The organism is Leptolyngbya sp. Heron Island J (assembly GCF_000482245.1).
Lineage (GTDB): Bacteria > Cyanobacteriota > Cyanobacteriia > Phormidesmidales > Phormidesmidaceae > Leptothoe.
Map to the genome: position 1 here is coordinate 1 of NZ_AWNH01000058.1, position 20,946 is coordinate 20,946.

Annotated in this window: 5 protein-coding genes; all 5 read right to left on the reverse strand. The window is 47.1% G+C overall.

The features are described 5' to 3' along the window. Positions 1-4,756 (reverse strand): type I polyketide synthase (locus N836_RS55800; protein ID WP_023073555.1); only part of this gene is annotated, 4,756 nt, incomplete at its 3' end. 21 nt (positions 4,757-4,777) lie between these two features. Next, positions 4,778-6,427 carry a pyridoxal-dependent decarboxylase gene (locus tag N836_RS55805; RefSeq protein ID WP_023073556.1) on the reverse strand — a complete coding sequence of 550 codons (1,650 nt, stop codon included), beginning with the start codon at positions 6,425-6,427 and terminating at the stop codon, positions 4,778-4,780. 41 nt (positions 6,428-6,468) lie between these two features. After that, positions 6,469-9,810: a non-ribosomal peptide synthetase gene (locus N836_RS55810; protein WP_023073557.1), complete on the reverse strand. Its 3,342-nt coding sequence runs from the start codon at positions 9,808-9,810 to the stop codon at positions 6,469-6,471. Between the two features lie 67 nt (positions 9,811-9,877). Continuing rightward, a complete protein-coding gene (locus N836_RS55815) occupies positions 9,878-14,566 on the reverse strand; it encodes a non-ribosomal peptide synthetase (protein WP_023073558.1) in 4,689 nt (1,562 codons plus the stop codon). 14 nt (positions 14,567-14,580) lie between these two features. Beyond that, positions 14,581-20,934, reverse strand: a complete 6,354-nt coding sequence (locus N836_RS55820) for a hybrid non-ribosomal peptide synthetase/type I polyketide synthase (RefSeq protein WP_023073559.1) — start codon at positions 20,932-20,934, stop codon at positions 14,581-14,583. Between the last annotated feature and the right edge of the window lie 12 nt (positions 20,935-20,946).

The window sequence follows — 20,946 nt, forward strand, 5'->3', positions numbered from 1 at the left end:
TGGGAAGTACGACAGCGTGCAGCATGTCATGGCGTTCAACTAGCCGCTGCCACGCTTGATTAAATCGCTTCAAGTCAAAATGAGTGCTTTCAATTTCCAAATAGTTGTGTGTTGCTACGTTCCCTAGCTCAAAGGCAGTATCGCGTCCAATCCAGTAGGCCTGTTGAATGTCGGTTAATGGGAAAGGAGCGTTTAATTTTGTCGGGTCAGGCGTTGCTTTTGGTAGTAAATCTGCTGCAACGTTATCGCCTTCAGAAGCAGAAGCCGCTTGATTTATTAAGTCTGCCAGGGCTGACACCGTAGGAGTCTCAAAAAGACTGGCTAGGGGTAGCTTAACGCCGAAATGATCGCGAATCTGCGATAGGAGCTGCGTGGCTAGCAGAGAATGTCCCCCGATCTCGAAAAAATTATCGTAGATTCCAATCGGCTCAATTTTTAACAGGTCCTGCCAACATTGAATTAGAACCTTCTCCACTGTGTTGCGAGGAGCGACATAAGCATTGCTTAATTGGGGGCGAGAGTAGTAAGCAGTGTCAACAGCGGGGGCAGATTCTGTTGCTGCTAATTCTTTTAATCCCAGCTCCTGACTTCTTAGAGCGTCAAGCGGTCGGGTAGAGACCAGCACCTGAGGGAGGCCGCTGGCTAAGGCCCGCTGGAATGCTTGTACTCCTTCTTCTGATTTTATCCCGTAGCTTAAATGCGCATCACGTTGATGCTTTAAACCTTCGGGAAGCTGGGTCTTGATAGCCATACCAATATCAGCCCAGGTATCCCAGTTAATGACCAATGTTCTCTGCTTTCTGGCATAGCGACGCATGGCGATCGCATCTAAAAAGGCATTTGCCGCGCAGTAATCGACCTGTCCTGGTATGCCCACAATCGAGTTTAGGGAGGAAAAGAGAACTAAAAAATCAAGGTTCAAATTCAATAAGGCGGCTTCTAATACCTGGGTACCGTTAACTTTTGGGCTGAGTACCCGAGCGGCTTGTTCTGAAGTTTTTAACTGAATTATGCCGCCACCAGCAACGCCTGCTGCATGCATAACACCATGTAAAGCGCCAAATTTTGCCTGTGCTTGTGAAATCGCGGCTTGCATTTGAGCCAGGTTGGTGACATCCCCTTGAACAATCTCGATTTCTGCCCCCAACTGAATTAGAGATTGAAGCAGGCTGATTTTTTGGCCAGTATCGCTGGGCTGTTCGTTTTCTACGGCCCAATCCGCCCACGTTGCTTGATCTGGGAAGGGCGATCGCGACACTAAAACCAACTTTGCTTGAACGGTGCGAGCCAGATACTCAGCTAGCACCAGGGCAAGGCTGCCCAAGCCTCCAGTAATTAGGTAAACTCCGTTTTGTCTCAGGGGCAGATCGTTCGTTGTCTTTAGGTGTACCGGTTCAAAATCCTGTAGCCAGCGATGCTGCCCTCGATAAGCCACCATCTCATCGGCATTCGTTAAACTAAATTCGGCAATGAGATTCTGAGAAAAGACTTCAATTAAATCTTTAGTCGGTGGGAAAGGAATATCAATGCTGCGGCAGGAAAAATTTGGATACTCCTTAGAAATGACTCGACACGGTCCGGTGATTAACGCTGCCTCTGGGTGAACCGATTCACCGATGACATCATGCAGTTGACTAGATATGACGATTAACTGGACCGAGCGATCAATATGCTTACCCATGGCCTGGGCTAAGAAAAGAAGACTGTAAAATCCTTTCTTTTCGGCCTCTTCTAAAACAGCGGGCGCTGTCGTCCAAAAATGGGCGATCTTACTGGGGATCTTGTTCTGGGCAACCAGGGTTTCTATGAGGGTGTCATAATCGTCTGCCCTATCTGGATTGATGGTGTACGATGTCTCATCAACTTGATAAAACCCTGTGCCTGCTCGTACTACAGTCACATGGTGAGACATTTCCCGAAGATGCTGTAGAAAGTGATTGTCTACTTCATTAGACTCTGCAAATACTAGCCAGTACTGGGCAAGACTGGCTGATATCTCAGCAGCACTGGGGGATGGCAAATGGGATCGCTTCCAGGTTGGTACATAAAACCAGTCATCTAGCGCCTGCCGCTGATTTGATGGTTTAGCGCCTGTAACGAGGCCAGGTTCCAACCAGTAACGCTGACGTTCAAACGGATAGGGGGGCAACGTTGTTCGCTGCCGCTGTTCCTGGGCATAAAATCCTGCCCAATCAATTGAAACACCGACCAGCCATAGCTGCCCTAAGGTGTTGAGCAAATGGGCCACATCTGATTGCTGATCATGGGGGTGACGAACAGATGATAAAACTGTCAAATGGGGCAGATTCTGGCTTTGCTGTTTTAATAAAGTGCTTAATGTTCGACCGGCTCCAACCTCCAGAAAAACAAGATTGGGCTGCTGTAATAACTCTTGAATACCTGCTTGAAATTGAACTGTTTGACGCAGGTGGTTTAGCCAGTACTCTGGATTCGACACTTCGTCAGCCGTCACCCATGTTCCCGTTACATTGGAAATATAGGGAACTTCAGGCTGTTTAAAAGCTACTTGCTCAAGGCACCGTCGAAAGTCGTCTAAAATAGGCTCCATCATGACTGAGTGAAACCCGTGGGACGTATGTAGACGACGGTGCGCTACTCCCGATTGTGTCAATTGCTGCTCTAGCTGAGCGATGGCCTCAAGCGAACCAGAAATAACGCTGAGCGTGGGACTATTAACCACTGCTAGAGCCAAAGCTGGATTTAGCAGTGGCTCAATTTCTTCAACGGGCAGCTGCACCGATATCATTGCGCCAGGAGACGTCTGCTGCATCAGCTGTCCCCGCGCAGCAATCACATTGAGCGCATCTTCTAAACTTAAAACACCGGATAAGCAAGCTGCCACATACTCTCCGATACTGTGACCGATCATGGCTTTGGGCCGAATGCCCCAACTCATCCAAAGCTGGGCTAAGGCATATTCCACAACAAAAATAGCGACCTGCGAAATTGCTGTTTGCTGCAGACGCTGATGGTCTGCAGTGGTGGTAGGGTAAATATGCTCGCGCAAATCAAATCCTAGGATCGGATGCAGTATTTCGGAGCAGCGATCAATGTGGAATCGAAACTCGGCTTCAGTTTGATAGATTTCTTTAGCCATATTGGGGTACTGAGACCCCTGGCCTGGAAACATAAAAATAATTGTCTGCGCCTCTTGAGAGGCCTGGCGCGTTAATAAACGAGGGGAAGCCTCTGATGAAAGCACCTGCTGCGCATCCTCAACGCTCTGACAGACCGCAATTCGCCGATGTGCAAAGACTTTGCGTCCGGTTTGTAGCGTGTAGGCAACATTGGCTAAGTTCTGTTCGGGAGATGAATTTAAATATTGCGCTAGCTTTGTGGTTGAAGCGTCTAACGCTGGAGACGTTTTCGCTGAAACAGCAAGCAGCTGCCATGGACGAGATGTTGTTGTTGATACATGGGACGGTGCCTCCTCAAGTACGACGTGGGCATTTGTTCCCCCCATGCCAAAAGAACTCACGCCGGCTCGGCGTGGTGTGCCATTCCTCTGCCACTCAGTGAGCTCGGTATTAACACAGAAAGGGCTGTTGATAAAATCAATATCTGGATTAGGCGTTTCAAAGTTGAGCGTTGGTGGTAATACTTTGTGCTGTAGTGATAGAACCGTCTTGATTAATCCTGTAATGCCAGCCGCTGCATTGAGATGCCCCACGTTGGTTTTAACAGAACCAAGCCTGCAGTAGCCTTTTTTAGTCGTACTTTGTCGAAAAGCCTGAGTCAGGGCAGTGACTTCGATGGGGTCCCCCAGTGCTGTTCCAGTGCCGTGGGCTTCAACATATTGAACCGAATCTGCCTGTACTCCTGAAACTTCTAGCGCTTCGGCAATAACGGACGCCTGGGCATTGAGGCTGGGGGCTGTGTAACCAACTTTCATGGCTCCGTCATTGTTAATCGCCGAGCCTTTAATCACGGCATAGATATGATCCCGGCTTGCGATCGCATCGTCTAATCGTTTGAGCACAACAATGCCCACACCGTTACCAAAAACAGTTCCCTGAGCCTTAGCATCAAACGCGCGACAGTGGCCATCGGGAGAAAGAATTCCCTTCTCCTGATACAAGTAACCCGACTTTTGAGGCAGTCGAACAGTCACACCCCCCGCTAACGCCATGTCTGCTTCACCGCTTAACAGACTTTGACAGGCAAAGTGAACGCTGACTAATGAAGTAGAACAGGCAGTTTGGACATTAACACTAGGTCCTTTTAAATTGAACTTGTAAGATACGCGAGCCGGTAAATGATCGTTCTCATTGCCAATAAAAATTTCAGTCGGATCGCCTGAAATTTGTTTCTGTTGCGATAAAAGATTAAATAACAAATAGTTACTTAGCGTTGCGCCAGCAAAGATGCCAACTTTACCCCCATAGCTCCCAGGATTATAAGCGGCATCTTCTAGAGCTTCCCAGGCACATTCCAGGAATAATCGATGTTGGGGATCGGTAATTTCTGCTTCCTTGGGACTAAAGCCAAAGAAATTAGCATCAAAGCAATCCACCTCTTCAAGAAAAGCGCCAGCTTTTACATAGCTTGGATGACGAAGCGCAGACGGATCTTGACCAGAGGCAATCAGTTCATCCTCTGTAAAACTGACGATGGACTCAACTCCGTTCTTTAAATTTTGCCAAAACTGATCAATATTTTTAGCACCTGGAAAACGCCCTGCCATACCAATAATGGCAATCTCATCTAAGTGTTCAATCGAATCAGATTGATACATGAGAAAACTCCAATCAATTTACTAGCTAGCGGATTGTTCTTTTAACAGTGATTGCTCCAACTCCAGAGCAATCTGTATCTGATCGTTCAAAACATCTTCAATGTCGCTTTCAGTCGTACAAGGGTTGGCAATTACCGCTCGAAGCGCAGTAATTGCCAACCCTTTGCCGTAAGCTGTTGTCTTAGTAACCGTCCTAGAAATAAAGGTCTGACCGATTTGACGCTGGAATTTCTGCAGCTGCTGATTGAACAGATTAATGGCATTGTTATCTGCCTGAGTTAGCTTCCCGAGAGCGGCTAAGGATCTCCATCGACTGGGTAAATATCGATAAAGTAAAATGTTCATCTCTGGCTCAGCAAGTAGCTCAAATTCAGGATGACTCAATATATGGTTAGCCATATATTGAGTTTTTCTCACGCCTTCATCGACAAGCACCTCGTATCCCTCAACGCCAATCAGATTTAGCCCAGCATGTAAACATAGGGCAGAAGCCGGACGAGACCCTTCAAGAGAGCGCCTGCCCAAATCTCCTGAACCATCCCGTGCTGTATAGGTAGCCCGCTTTTGAATGACATTGGCTAGATGGGGATTTTGGAGCAAAACCATACCAAGCCCCATGGGTAAGTAGAGTTGTTTATGCCCATCAATGGTCACAGAATCCGCTTGGGCAATGCCGACTAACTTTTTAGCATGTTGTTTAGAAAACAACAGTGGACCACCCCAGGCTGCATCCACATGAAAATGTGTGTTTGCTGCCTGAGCTATGTCAGCAATCTCTTTTAACGAATCAATACCCCCAGAGTCGGTTGTGCCCGCAATACCGACAATCGCAATGATACAGATATTGCGGCGGCGACATTCGGCAACAGTTTGGCGCAGAGTTTGAAGCTCAATCCGATTTTGATGATCCGCTGGTATGCGAATAAGGCCTTGGGCACCAATTCCCAGTAAATCGGCTGCTTTATCAAAGGAATAGTGCATTAGGCTAGAGCCAATAATCACGGCCCTGTCATAGTCATAAAATTTTAATGCTGCTGCTAAGCCTGATTTTTCCACCCCTGCAAACTCCTCGGTCGCTCCCAGGACTGAATTGCGGGCACACCACAGCGCTGAGATATTAGCTGAGGTGCCGCCAGAGGTAACGATGCCCAGGGTGCTACCGTTTTCCTGTATGTGTTGCTGATAAAAGCTTTCTGAGAATCCATAAACCAACCGATGCATCATTCCTAACGCTTGGCGTTCATGGAGTGTGAGCGTCTTAGCTGTTTCGGTTTTGACAACATTTTGATTCATTGCCACGATCAGTTTTGCTAGCGGTCTAACAAAATAGGGCAATGCCGAAGTCATATGCCCAATAAAACGCGGTGAAGATGTATGGTTTGAGTGGTTAACGACCGTGCCATACAAAAACTTCAGATAGTGGTCTAACTCTAGAGGTTTTAACGGAATCTGGCTATCAATGAAGCTAGACGTTAGCGATGTCAATCCGGCATTTGTACTGGTATAGCGAGCGGATAAGAAATCTTGAGAAATCTCTGAGATGCTCTGTTCCATAGCCTTTTCTTCATGGACTGAAACAGAAAATAAGCTGTGCACATACGCTTTAATATCTGTTGATACGTCAAATTCAGATAAATTAAAGGATTGAGGTTCCGTCTGTTCCACTGACATAGGCTTACACTTCAACTAATATGTTTTGATTAATCAGGAGATTAAGGTGTCTTCAGTCTAGTTCGCACGGCTTTCTGGCGCTGCATTAAAACCTTACGGTTTTTAGGAGAGCTGGTACTCTCTTGTTCAGCAACGCGTCTTGACTCCTGGCTAGGCTGTCCGAGACGCTGAGCTAACGTGCGAATAGTTGAATATTTGAATAATTCAACGATGGAAATCTTGCTGTTGAGCCGGACTTCTAACTGATTATGCACTCTCATCAATAAGAGTGAATGACCGCCTAAATCGAAAAAGTTATCTTCAACACCAACCTGTTCTGTCTGGAGTATATTTTTCCAAATCTCAACGAGCTTCTCCTCCATATCAGTTTTGGGAGAGATGAAGGGTTGAATACTATGGTTGCGAGTAACGCTGATAGCAGCAAGTTTCAACCGATTAACCTTGCCATTCGGATTGAGCGGGAATTCCTCTAGCCTGGTGAACGAAGATGGAATCATAAAGCCTGGCAGCTTTCTAGCGAGAAACTGTCGTAATGCGGCAGCGGTAGGAGTCTGCCCAGATGCCCTAATCCAGTAGGCAACTAACTTGAAATCTCCTGAGTACTCCGTCTGTGCTGTTGTGACTACACTTGCCTTGATGTCGGGGTGTTGAGCCAGAACTGCTTCAATCTCTCCTACCTCTATTCGATAGCCGCGAACTTTGACTTGATGATCGACGCGGCCTAGAAACTCAATTTGGCCATTGGCGCGGTAGCGGGCTAAATCGCCGGTTTTAAATAGTTTTGCTTCAGTCTGTGAGCAAAATAGATGGGGGATAAAGCGTTCATTGGTTAATTCAGGCCGATGCAAATATCCCGCTGCTAGTCCAGCTCCACCAATGTACAGCTCACCGGCAACGTTAATTGGCACAGGCTGGCGATGCCTGTCTAGAATGTACACCTCAGTATTAGCAATGGGTCTGCCAATGGGGAGGCTATTAACTGGTAGCTGTGGCGCAGAAACAGCATAGGCAGTGACGTCTGCTGCAACCTCCGAAGAACCATACAGATTTAATAAAACTGCGTTTGGCAGTCTGTTTTGAAACTGTTGACATACGTCAGGTGTAAGTGCTTCACCGCTGGTAATCCAAAGCTTCAGGTCAGGCAGGCTGTACTGTAGCTCCGCAAGGGCCTCCAGTAAAACCTGGAGCAAAGAGGGAACCAGGACAATCCGCGTAATGCGATCGCACGCCAGCATGTCCAATAAACGCGATGAATCTATCAAAATTGAATCTGGTATGATCACCGTCTTGACCCCCTTTAATAGGGGACCAAAAATTTCCCATACAGAATCTACAAAGCTGAGGGATGTCTTCTGACAGCAGATTTCGTGTTGTTCAAAAGGATAAGCATCCCACATCCAAGCAAAGCGATTAATTGCTCCACGGTGGGTTCCCAACACGCCTTTAGGTGTGCCTGTAGAGCCAGAAGTGTACATAACATAGGCAATCTCATTAGCGATGGGCCGATCAAGATTTTCAGCACTCTGCTGAGCAATGGCCCCTGGCTCTAAACAAACAAGCTGAATGCTCTGATTAACGGAGCCATCGTTTTTATTATCATTTGCGGCTATGGACTGAATTAAATCATTGCCTAGTTTTTGCTCGGAGATTAATGCGGCGGCTTGAGCGTCCTCTAACATCCAAGCTAGCCTCTCTGACGGATAGGCTGGATCAAGAGGTAAGTAAATAGCACCTATTTTGAGAATACCAAGCAAAGCGGCAACCAAATCTGGCGATCGCTGCAGACACACCCCAATCACAGGGTTAGAACCCAGTTCAAGGGACTGTAAATAATGTGCAACTTGATTTGCCCTCTGATTGAGATTGTCATAGGTCCATTCTTCATCCCAATATTTAAGGGCAGCCGCTTGAGGAGAACGCTCAGCTTGCGCTTCGAACAGTTGGGAAATGCTTGAATCAGTAGGAAAGTCAGCCCGATTATCATTCCATTTCAACAGCTGATGTCTTTCCCCATCAGTCAGATAGGCAATATCCCATAGACTCTGATTAAAATTCGCCACCATACTCTCTAGAACAGTTTGCAGGTGTCCCAATATTCGAGCTACGGTATCTCTTGCAAACGACTGAGCTTCACCAATGACTTTTATCTGTAGCGATTCTCCAGGTACGATCATCACCGTTAGAGGATAGGGGCTTTGCTCCAGAGGCCTAACCTGTTGCACCGCTAACCCACCTTGACTAGTTAGCGTTGAATTGGGGGCAGGATAATTCTCAAAAATAACAATGCTATCAAATAACCTTGTGTTAGCCGGTATTTGACTAACCCGTTGAATGTCAGCTAGGGGGGTGTGTTCATATTGGCCTAGTTCAACAAATTCAGCCTGTAAGTCCGTTAACCATGGCAGAAGTGATGAATTTCCAGGAACCTTTACCCGCATGGGTAAGGTATTGATAAACAACCCGATACCGTTTTCAATGCCTGGCAAACCACCCTGACGACCAGATACGGTCACGCCAAAAACAACATCATCGCTGTTGCTGTAGTGGCTTAGTAACAACGCCCAAGCTCCCTGCAGCAGGGTGTTAAATGTTAAGTGATGCTGTTGAGCACATTGTTTCAGAGCCGAAGTCGTAGAGGTATTAAACTCAATTTGCTCTTCATGATAGTTACTGGATGAGGTAATTTCAAAGCCAACGCGATGATCTACCGGTAGCTGGGTAGGCACCTCAAATCCTTGCAGCGCTTCCCGCCAAAACTGCAAAGATTCTTCCTGATTTTGCTGCTCTAGCCAAACAACATAGCTGTGATAGGAAAATGGTGGTATCTGAGGAACCGACTTGCCCGCCAGGTTTGCAGTATAGGTATCAAAAACCTCCTGTAATACCAATGCCATCGACCACCCATCCAGCAGAATATGATGGTAGCTCCAGACTAAGGAATAAACGTCGCGACTAAGCTGAATGAGTACAAACCGCATCAGCGGAGCTTGATTTAAATCAAAACCCTGCTGTCGGTCCGACTCAAGTAAGGCATCTAACTGTATCTGCTGCTGACTGTCAGACAATGAACACCAATCAAGCTGTTGCCAAGGCAGAGAAATCTCTCGCCTGACAATCTGTACCGGTTTGACACATTTCTTCCATACTGGGAAAGTACGAAATATAGGGTGTCTATTGGCCACCGTCTGCCATGCCTTCTGTAGTGCTAGGCAATTCAAATTACCCTTGAATGTCAAACAAAGCTGAGTGACATAGACACCCGGCTGAGCGCTATATAAAGTATGAAAAAGTAGCCCCTGCTGTAGGGGAGAAAGTGGATAGATGTCTTCAATGTTTCGTTTGGTCATTACTGGCACCCGTTGAGAACTGTTGAGGGCAGACATGGTTGGCGCAATAATTTGCTTGATCTAAATTCTGCATAACAATGTTCAAGCAGCTGATTTCTCTAACCTACGTTTCGATTGCCTGGGCAATGATCTCGTCAAATTCCTGCTGATTTAGTCCAGCATCAGGAAAATCAGACACCGTATAACCGACCGTATCCGGAGACTGACAGTGACGAATTAGTCCTTTCAAGTGGTGTAGGAAGTTTTGAGCTAAGTCTGCTACAGTTTCTGCCTGATGAACCTTTTCACTGTATGTCCAATCAACCCGTAGCTGATCTTTCAAAATGTAGCTGTTAACATCAATCAGGTAGCGACGAGGATTGTTGCAGCCGCGATCGGCTGCGAGCATTTCTGGAACAATTTGAAGATGATTCACCTCTGGTAAGACTTGGTCGAACCGCCCCAGATAGTTGAAACTTACTTCAGACTTTGGCAATGATTTGAGCTGATGCCCGGCGTCTGAGTCTTTGCTGAGATATTTCACAGCACCAAAGCCAACACCGCAATTAGGAATCTGACGAAGCTGTTCTTTAACCTGCTTAAGTGAATCGGACAGTGAGTCTTTATTACCTAATGTAAGCAACACTGGAAAAACAGCTGTGAACCAACCGACAGTTCCAGATAGGTTCAAATCTTCAAAGAGTTCCTCTCGCCCGTGGCCCTCTACATCGATCAGTAAAGCCGCAGACTTTGTCCATTGTTCAAAGCTCAAAGCCAGTGCCGTGAGTAATACCTCATTGATCTGAGTTTGGTAGGCTAGGGGCACTTCCTGCAGGAGTGCTTTTGTCTCCTCTGACTCTAGTGCAAGGGATACGGTTTTTACCGTTGCTTCAGAATTGTTATTAACATCGCCACTATCAATGGGCAAGGGAGAAATATGAACGTCTTTAAACTTGTCTAGCCAGTAGCTGAGTTCCTGCTTCACGTGAGGGCTTTGTGTCCAGGTGACTAAATGCTCTGCCCACAGCTTATAGGAACTTGTCTTTGCAGGTAACTGAAGTGATTGCCCCTGCTGGAGCTGGTGATACAGTGAAAAGAATTGCTCCAGCAAAATCCGCCACGATATCCCATCCACTACTAGATGATGGACTATAAATAGCAGTCGGCAAGGTCTATGATTCCCCAGATTAAATAAGGCCGCTCTTATTAAAGGACCATTGAATAAATTCAGACTTGCCTGCAGTCCATCGGTCCGATTATCAATCTCCTTTTGCTGGTCTACTTCTGATAGCCCTGACAAGTCGACATACTCAAAGAGACTATCAGGGTTCACATCAGCGATAGTTTGTGACCACATCTTCGCTTTCTGGGTAAATCGTAGGCGTAGAGCATCATGTTGTACTAGCAACTGCTGCAGTATCTGTTCTACCCAATCCGGATTGAGACTTGGTTGAACCTGCAGTAGTACCGATTGATTCCAGTGGTGTGGCTCCGGTAGCTGCTGCTCGAAAAACCAATGCTGAATTGGTGTTAGTGGCACTGCCCCTGTAATCACACCTTGCTCTGCCAGGGTAGTCGACACCATGTTAACTACTTTTGCCAGTTCAGCGATGGTTTGGTGCTGAAATAGCTGTTTGGGGATTAAATACAGTCCGGCCTGACTAGCCCTGGCTACCACTTGAATGCTCAGAATTGAATCGCCACCCAGCTCGAAGAAATTATCGTGTATGCCAACTTTGTCGAGCCCCAGAAGGTCTGACCAAATCTCAGCTAGAACCTTTTGAGCGGGGGTAGAAGGTTCCGTTTTAGCCGTTGTTTCCCTGGATGGAGCGGTAAGGGCAGAGCGATCAACCTTTCCACTTGGAAGTAATGGAAACTCGTCTAAAAAGACAAACTGTTCTGGCACCATATAGTCTGGCAGACGAGTTTGCAAAAACTGTCGGAGCAAATCACGATCAATACTGTTAGGCTCACTCGGTATAACATAGGCAACCAGGTAGTTGTAGTTTGCCTGGTTTAAATGGGCGATTACGATCGCTTCTCGAACGGCCCTGTGCTGCTGCAAGGTTGCTTCTATTTCCTGCAGCTCAATTCGAAATCCTCTGACTTTAACCTGATGGTCTGTACGGCCTAAAAACTCAATCTCACCGTTGGAACGATATCGAACTAAATCGCCGGTCCTGTACAAACGGGCGTCTGGCTCGGGACTAAAAGGATGTTGAACAAATTTCTCATCGGTTAGCTCTGGGCGTTGCCAATAACCACGGGCTAGTCCTGCACCTCCTAGAAACAGTTCACCAACTACATTGATGGGAACAGGTTGAAGATTGTTATCTAAAATATAGGCCTGGGTGTTAGCAATCGGACGCCCAATGGATGGAGCCTGCGCCAAATCCTTTGAAATTCGACTAAAGGTTGAGTAGGTTGTGTCCTCCGATGGTCCGTAAAGATTGAACACATCGGTGACCTGCTGTTGCTGATAAATCTCTTGTACAAGCTTTAGTCCCAGCGGCTCACCGGCTAGATTTACGGTACGAACGCTGTCAGGAAGCGCATTGGCTTTGAGCAGACCTGCGATCGCAGAAGGAACCGTATTTATCAGAGTCACCTGATCTGCGGCGGGTAAATCAGGGAGACTTAGAATATTTTCCGCTAAGATAACACGTCCCCCGGAACTTAGGGGCAAAAATAGCTCAAACACGGAAAGATCGAAACAGATTGAAGTTGAGGCTAGAACTCCCGTTAACTGCTCTGGTGTAAACACCGTTTTGGCCCAACCAATCAAAGCAGCCGCACTTTGATGTTGGATCATAATTCCCTTGGGTTTACCCGTGGAGCCTGATGTATAAATTAGATAGGCTAAATTTTTAGGGCTAACACCGCTGATTACATTATCAGCCGACTGATGTTCAATTTTGTTTGGCCAATCTACATCCAAATCGACAATGTGAACATCTGATTGAGGAATTTTTGACCTCGAATTTTTCTGAGATAAAACGATAGAAATCTGCGAGTCTTCCACAATAAAGGCCAGGCGTTCCGCAGGATAGGCCGGATCTAGGGGCACATAGCCCCCCCCAGCTTTGAGGACAGCGAGTATGCCCACCACCATCTCAATCGACCGCTCTGTACAAATTCCAACTAAACATTCAGATGTAATGCCTTGGGCTCTTAAATAGTGAGCCAGCTGATTTGCTCGCTGGTTTAATGCATGATAGCTAATGTGATCATTACCCAAAACTATCGCGATCTCATCCGGCGTTTGTTCAGCCTGCAGCTCAAACAGTTGATGGAGACATTGATGGCTAGGATACTCAAGCTGATTTTGATTCCAAACGGTTAGCAGCCTATGCTTCTCATTCGGACTGAGTAGAGGTAGCGTATCAATGGACTGGTCAGGATTGGCAACAATCCCATGGAGTAAGGTGTGAAAATGGTTAAACAGGCACTCAACGGTTTCTAGCTCGAATAAATCTGTACTGTACTCAAACCAGCCACAGATCTCGTCTGGCATTTCCACCAAATTAACAGATAGATCAAGCTGCGCCCTGCCTATATCCAAAGGTACTGGGTCCAACGTCAGCGCTGGCAGCTCAACCCGCTGCATGGGCGCATTTTGTAGCACAAACATCACCTGAAACAAAGGATTGTGACTCATGCTTCGCTCGGGACGCATTGTTTCCACCAGCTTTTCAAACGGAAAATCCTGATGGGCGTCTGCTTCCAAAACCGTATCTTTTACTCGCTGGAGCAGCCTACGAAAAGATAGACCACTCGACAAATCTGTTCGCAGCACAAGAGTATTTACAAAGACACCAATCATCTCCTCTAGTTCAGTTCGCTGACGATTGGCAACAGCGGTGCCCACTAAAATATCGTTCTGTCCTGTATATCTGTAAAGAACTACCTTAAATGCTGCAAGCAATGTCATAAAGAGCGATGCTTGCTCCTTTTGACTTAACTCTTTGAGCGCAGTACTCAAAGAGTTTGAAAATTTAAAGTGATACAGTGCCCCCTGAAGACTCGATACAGCAGGGCGTAGGCGATCGCTGGGCAGCTGCAGGAGGGGTAAATCGCCCGATAATTTTTTTCTCCAGTAATCTAGCTGACGGTTAAATTCTTCACCCTGTAGCCGCTGATGTTGCCATAGGGCAAAGTCTGCATATTGAATTGCCAGTTCTGGCCGCTCAGGAGAGGCACCTGACTGATCAAAGCTAGTGTAAAAAGCCGACAGCTCTTGAACAAGGACCGCTAGGGACCATCCATCTGAGGCAATGTGGTGTAGGCTCAAAAGTAGTAAATGGTCAGTTTCGTGCAGTCGAAATAAGACTGCACGCATCATCATATCTTGCCCCAAATTAAATGGTCGTCGCGCTTCCTCAACTGCCAGCCGCTTTGCAGTCTCTTCGCGCTCCGGGGTGGCCATAGCCTCCAAGTTTACAACGGTTAAAAGATCTTGCGGTAATTGCTGATGAATTGTTGAAACTGGCTTACCATCAACTGTGGAAAAGGTTGTTCTGAGGACCTCATGCCGTTGGCAAATGGCCCTAAGCCCTTTATTTAATGCATCAATATTGACAGACCCCGTCAGCCTTAAAGCAGCTGGAATATTATAGATAAAATTGCCAGACTCAAGCTGGTCTAAAAACCAAAGACGCTGCTGAGCCGAAGATAGAAGCACCGTATCTTGGTCTGACCTACGGGGAATTCGCTGCCTTGATTGTGACAATACACCGTTTTCCTGCAGCAAACGCTCTAACAATGCCCGCTTCTTACTGGACAGCTGAAAGTTTCGTGTTTCACTATGACTCATACTGTTTTCCCCGATTAAGCTAATACCTTTTGTTCCAACATAGTTTCAGCCTCTTGCTCAGATAGTTGAGCAACCGTCAATATCAGCTGGGCTGTCTTCTCAAGCACTGTGAGATCGTTTGCCTGCTGGACAAGCAACTTTGCCAGCCCCGCAACGGTTGGTGATTGAAAGAACTGACGCAGCGACAGCTCTACTTGAAACATGTCTTGCAGTCTAGCAATAGTGCGCGTGGCCAACAAAGAATCACCACCGAGTTCAAAAAAGCTTTGCTGTATGCCAACTTGCTCCAAATCTAATACTTCAGCTAAGACTCCGGCTACTACTTCCTCCACCTGATTGCGAGGAAGAGAGATTGTTGTTTCTGAAGATGAGACTGAAGACTGAAGACACTGTAGAGATTTTCGATCAACCTTCCCATTTGCCGTTAGTGGTAGCGACTCTAGGACAATAAATTCAGTCGGAACCATATGGGGTGGCAACCACTGGCTCAGAAAAGTACTCAGCTGTTCACCGGGTAAATCTACAGTTCCACGGGGCACAACGTAGGCAGCTAACCAATTTTTTCCTTGATGATTGACGACAGTTACGATTGCCGTACGGACGGCAGAATGCTTCATCAGGGCGTGTTCAATTTCTCCTACTTCTATGCGATGCCCTCGAATCTTGACTTGAAAATCTACCCTGCCCATAAACTCAATGTTCCCATCAGGCAGATAGCGCCCTAAGTCTCCAGTGCGATACAATCGCTCTCCATCGGAAGAACGAGTTATAAAGCGAGCGGCGGTTTTCTCGTCATCTTGCCAGTAGCCTTGAGCCAAGCCAGCACCGGCACAGTACATTTCGCCTGTGACCCAGGTGGGACAATCTTCCAACTGTTCGTTTAAGATGTAATACTTCGAGTTTGATATGGGCATTCCGTAGGGAATGCTCTTCCAATGTGGATCAACTGCATCAATTGGGTAATTAATATTCCAAACAGTGGTTTCTGTGGGACCACCGATACTACAAACCTGGACATTTTCAGCCAAAGATTTTATCCGATTCGGCAATTCGAGGGGAATCCAATCTCCACCTAAAATTGCCAGTCTGAGAGATGAAAGATCGAGTTCGGGCTGCCGAGAGGCAGTTTCTACCAGCATCTCCATCATGGCTGGCACCGAGTTCCATAGGGTCACATGGTGCTTTTGCATCAGTGATATCCAATGGGCAGGCTCTTTGAGCGAGTCTGCATTTGGAATGACAACGGTGCCGCCCGCTATTAGCAGTCCGAAAACATCATAGACTGATAAATCATGGTGTAGCGTAGTGAGTGCCAAGATGCGATCGTCAACACCAACATGAAAGCGCTGATTAGTATAAATAACCATATTGACAACGCTGCGGTGAGAAATCATCACGCCTTTAGGTAGCCCAGTGGAGCCGGACGTGTAAATCACATAGGCTAAATCATCGGGGGTATTCACGTCATCTAGGGCCGCTTGCTCTTCGGTAGACCAGTCGATACGGTCAACGCAAATTGTCGTCACCTGAGATAAATGGGCAAACCGATCGCTAAAGTGCGACTGGGTCAAAACAAACTGAGCCTGAGCGTTCTCCAATACATACTGCAGCCGCTCGGCTGGCAGACTTGGATCAATGGGTAGATAAGCCGCACCAGAGGCCAGAATGCCAAGCACTGCTACAATTTGCTCCCATCCTTTGTCCATGAGAATGGCAACAAGCTGGTTTGGAGCAGCTCCTTCGGCTCGCAGGTATTGCCCTAACTGGTTGGAGTAATGATAAAGCTCGCCATAGGTCACGGTGCGCCCTTGGGCAATAATTGCCGCTTTATGGGAGTTGGGGGTAGCCTGGCTAGTAAACAGTCCGTAGAGTGTCTCTAAGGGTATTGTTGCCTCGGTGGAGTTAATCGCCTCGCGCTGCTCCAGCTGCTCCTTGGGAGTTAGCTCCTGGATCTCTGCCTGCCAGGCCTCTTCTGAATTGGCCAACCGCTTTAATAAATGACTGTAGGCATCGAACATCTCGCTGATCATACCTGCCGGAAATAATTCCTCAACAGCGTCCCAGAAGAAGATCAAGGCTCCTCCATCTTCAAAGACCTGATTGTCTAGCCATACCTGCGGAGTTTGCGTTAAGGCATAGGCAATCGGTCCAAATTCTTCCATATCAGCTAGAACAGATTGCTGCTCGGTTTGAGCATCCAGGGGGAGGCTAGTAAAGACCACTGGCATAGTAACTACCCCCATGTCTACGCCCTGAGCCTGGGCCAGCTCCCGCAAAATCCGAACACCACTCACATAGTGGTGTTCTAAGTCTTGCCACAGCTGCTCCTGTATCTGTTTTGCACGCACCTCAAACGAAGCACGTTTAGAATTATCAACTTCCAAAAGGGTAAAGGACGCAAACTCTCCTACTAGGTCATTCACCTGTGGATGTAAAGGCAGGCGATTAAATCTTGGAATATTAATTGTGAAATGAGGCGTTTCGCTCCAGGTGGTCAAAACCTCCGCATAGATAGCAACTTGCAGCCCAGCCGATGTTAACCCTGCTCTTGCTGCTCTTTCCTTTAAACGCTGCCAGTCAGATGGCTCTAGCCGACCTTCTCGATGCACAAATTGAGGAGACTTTAGTGAGGCAGGATTTTTTGATAAGGGTAAGACTGGTGCCGGTGGCAACATCGAGATACGCTGATGCCAGTATTGCAACGATCGCTCGAATAAAGATGTTTTTTGTAGGTCGATTGTTGAGAGTATGTAATCGCGATAAGAGATTTCTAGGGGAGGCAGTGCAGCTTGAGGCTGGCTGTAGAGTCTAGCCCAGTCGCGGAACAGAATGCGATAGCTCCAAGCATCACTGATGAGGCCATCTATGCTAATGTGCAGACGAGTTTGCTGCTCGCTAATTTTTGTTGTGCGAATTTCAAATAGTGGATACTGATCAGCCGACAGAACCTGATGGGAAAGGCGATCTCGAGTTTCTTGTAGAGCTGAACTAATGTCTTCGGCGGTAAGATGCCGCAAATCGTCGACTTGAATTTTGTAGGGAGGCACCTCTGAAAGAATTTGTTGCTGTCCATCAGGCAAGATAATTGCTCGTAACATCTCGTGACGCTGAACGAGATGCTGCCAACTAATGCCCAGCCGTTCTAGGTTCAACTGTTCACAATCAAGTTCTAAATATAAATGAATCGACACGCCTCCTCCAGCAAAAACATTATTTCTGCCGAGCCAGTAGGCCTGCTGCATTTCGTTGAGAGGAAATGGCACAAACCGATTCTCTGGATCTGAAATTAGAGTAGGAAGCTGTATATCTAGTAGGGCATCTGTCTGTTTTAACAGCCGATCCGCCAGTTGAAAAATGCTAATATCCTGAAGTAAAAGCTTTAATGGAATGGTGGCTCCTAAGCTAACCTCAACCCGATTTCTTAATTCCAACGCCATTAAAGATTCCAGGCCAAAGCTGTGCAATGACTTGTGAAGATCAATCTGCTCAGGAGCTACACCTAGAACCTGAGCCAAGCGACTACATAGGTACTGAGCTAGAACTGAATGACGCTCTTCTGCTGGTATTGCTAGCAGATCTTCTCTCGTTAGCTGACGACGATCGCTAGCCGCGATTAGAGGAGCCTGTTCAGCAGAAATGAAGGTTTCCGATAGTTGAATATCTAGGTCAGGGGCATAGGGTCTTCCCTGCTTAAGGGTAGAATCAATCCAGTAGTATTGCCGCTCAAATGGATAGGTTGGTAAAGGCACGCGATTTGACAAATAACCCTGGTCAAATCCAAACCAGTCCACATCGTATCCCTGAACAAACAGCTGACTGAGGGATGAGATGACAACAGACCAGTCAGCTTGACTTGGCTTTAGGGAAGGCAGCCATTGCAGTGTGTGGGATTCTGGTACGCACTGCCTACCCATGCCAATTAAAACAGGCTTAGGTCCGCATTCTAGGCAACAGTTTATATCGAGACCGGCCAGCGTCTGTATGGTTTCTAAAAATCTCACGGATGAGCGTAAATGGTTGCACCAGTAGCTGGCATCAGGGATGAAGCCTGGCTTCATAGTCTGGCCTGTCACGTTGGAAATCAGCGGAATCTTGGGCGCACTAAATTGAACCTTGGCGACAATCTGCTCAAATTCTGCCAAGATTGGCTCCATTAAGGGCGAGTGAAAGGCATGAGAAACTTTAATTTCTCTGGCATCAATACCTGCCAACCGACTCAGAACGGTCTGGACGGCGTCGTGCCGACCTGAAATAACTGTGTGAGTTGGGCCATTAAACGCTGCTATGGAGACTTCATCACCATAGTCAGCAATGGCAGCATTAACGCTGGCTGCATCTGCAAAAACAGCTGCCATTTTGCCTTGATGCTGCTCCAAAGACTGCATTAGGCGGGCGCGTTTAGCGACTAACGTTAACCCATCCTCCAAACTGAAAACATCTGCGATACAGGCTGCTACATACTCGCCTAAACTATGCCCCAAGACGACGGTAGGTTTGACTCCCCAGGACTGCCACAGGCGCGCTAGGCCGTATTCCACAGCGAATAAAGCTGGCTGAGTGTAGACTGTTTCATTTATTAGAGAGCTATCTGATTCGCCATAGAGGATAGAGAGTAGTGACTGCGGTAGCTGCGATCGCAAAATCTCATCACAATCTTGCAAAATTTTGCGGAATAGTGGCTGGGTTTCGTAGAGCTGTCGCCCCATATTCACATACTGAGCCCCCTGTCCTGTGAATAGGAACGCAACTTTTGGGTGTGCGGAATTTTGAAGCTGATGACTAATAACACCGTCAGATATTTGACCAGAGGCAAATGCTTCTAGGTGCTGACGCATTGTCTCTGAACTGTCTGAAATTGCGGCTAAACGATGATTAAACTTAGCTCGACCCGCATTAGCCGTAAACGTAATATCAGCAAGAGACTGTTGCGGATGCGAACTTAAATGGTCGGCAAATTTTCGAGCCAGTGCTTTCAATGAGCTGCTGCTTTTGGCAGATAGCGTTAACGTATGGAACGGACGCTCCACAGATTGAGGACTCGACTGAACGCTGGGTGGCTCCTCTAGGACAAGATGTGCATTGGTACCACCAATGCCAAAAGAACTTACGCCAGCGCGGCGCGGCGCACCGTTGGACGTCCAATCTAGGGGGGACGTATTGACGTAAAAGGGACTGTCGGCAAAATTAATTTGCGGATTTTCTACCTTGAAGTGGGCACTAGGCGGCAGCGTCCGGTGATGCAGCGCCAGTACAGCTTTAATCAAGCTAGCAACTCCTGCTGCTGATTCTAAATGTCCAATATTGGCTTTTACAGAACCCAAGGCACAAAACTGTTTGCGCTGAGTGTAGTTACAAAAGACTTTTTTGAGCGCCGCAACTTCAATCGGATCCCCTAGGGCAGTTCCGGTGCCATGGGCTTCAATATACGCTATTGTCTCAGGCTCTATATTTGCCAGTTCCATCGCTTCTGCAATTACCGATGCCTGTCCTTCAACGCTGGGAGCTGTATATCCCACCTTGGATGAGCCATCATTATTGACGGCTGACCCTCGAATCACGGCCCATATGTGATCATGATCAGCGAGGGCATCACTCAATCGCTTGAGAGCAACAACACCCACACCATTCCCAAAAACCGTCCCTTGGGCGGCGGCATCAAATGCACGACAATGACCATCAGGTGAAAAAACGCCGCCTTCCTGATGAAAATAGCCGCTTTTATGGGGAACTCGAACGGTGACTCCTCCAGCAAGGGCAATATCACATTCACCATTTAACAGACTTTGACTGGCTAGATGAACGGCAACCAGAGAGGTGGAACAGGCCGTTTGAATACTTAAACTAGGCCCCTTGAGATTGAGCTTATAAGATACCTGTGTTGCTAAATAATCTTTATCGTTGCTCAGAAGCGTCTGTATGCTTTCCATTGAAGGCTGCATAACCTGACCCCTAAGCAAATTATGCAACAAATAGGTACTTAAGCTGCTGCCTGCATAGACACCGATGGCCCCCGAATAGGTATGAGGATTGTAACCAGATTGCTCTAACGCTTCCCAAGCAGATTCAATAAACAACCTATGCTGGGGATCGGTCATAGCCGCCTGCTTTGGCGTGAAATCAAAAAAGTTAGCATCAAACAGCTCAATATCTTCTAAGACTGCAGACGCTTTCACATAGTTTGGGTCATCCAGAAGGCTGCTGTCGATCCCTAAATCAGCCAGCTCTTGTCGTGAGAACGCGGTGATTGATTCCACGCCATCTTTAATATTGCTCCAAAACTCTTCGATATTTTTTGCGCCTGGAAATCGTCCTGACATGCCAATGATGGCAATCTCGCTGGTAGGTATCGTCATTTCTGGAACGCTCATTGTTGTTGTCTG

Bases quoted from the DNA above. Each gene is read 5' to 3' on its own strand.
- N836_RS55810 (WP_023073557.1), bottom strand. From the start codon at position 9,810: ATGTCTGCCCTCAACAGTTCTCAACGGGTGCCAGTAATGACCAAACGA.
- N836_RS55805 (WP_023073556.1), bottom strand. From the start codon at position 6,427: ATGTCAGTGGAACAGACGGAACCTCAATCCTTTAATTTATCTGAATTT.
- N836_RS55815 (WP_023073558.1), bottom strand. From the start codon at position 14,566: ATGAGTCATAGTGAAACACGAAACTTTCAGCTGTCCAGTAAGAAGCGG.
- N836_RS55820 (WP_023073559.1), bottom strand. From the start codon at position 20,934: ATGAGCGTTCCAGAAATGACGATACCTACCAGCGAGATTGCCATCATT.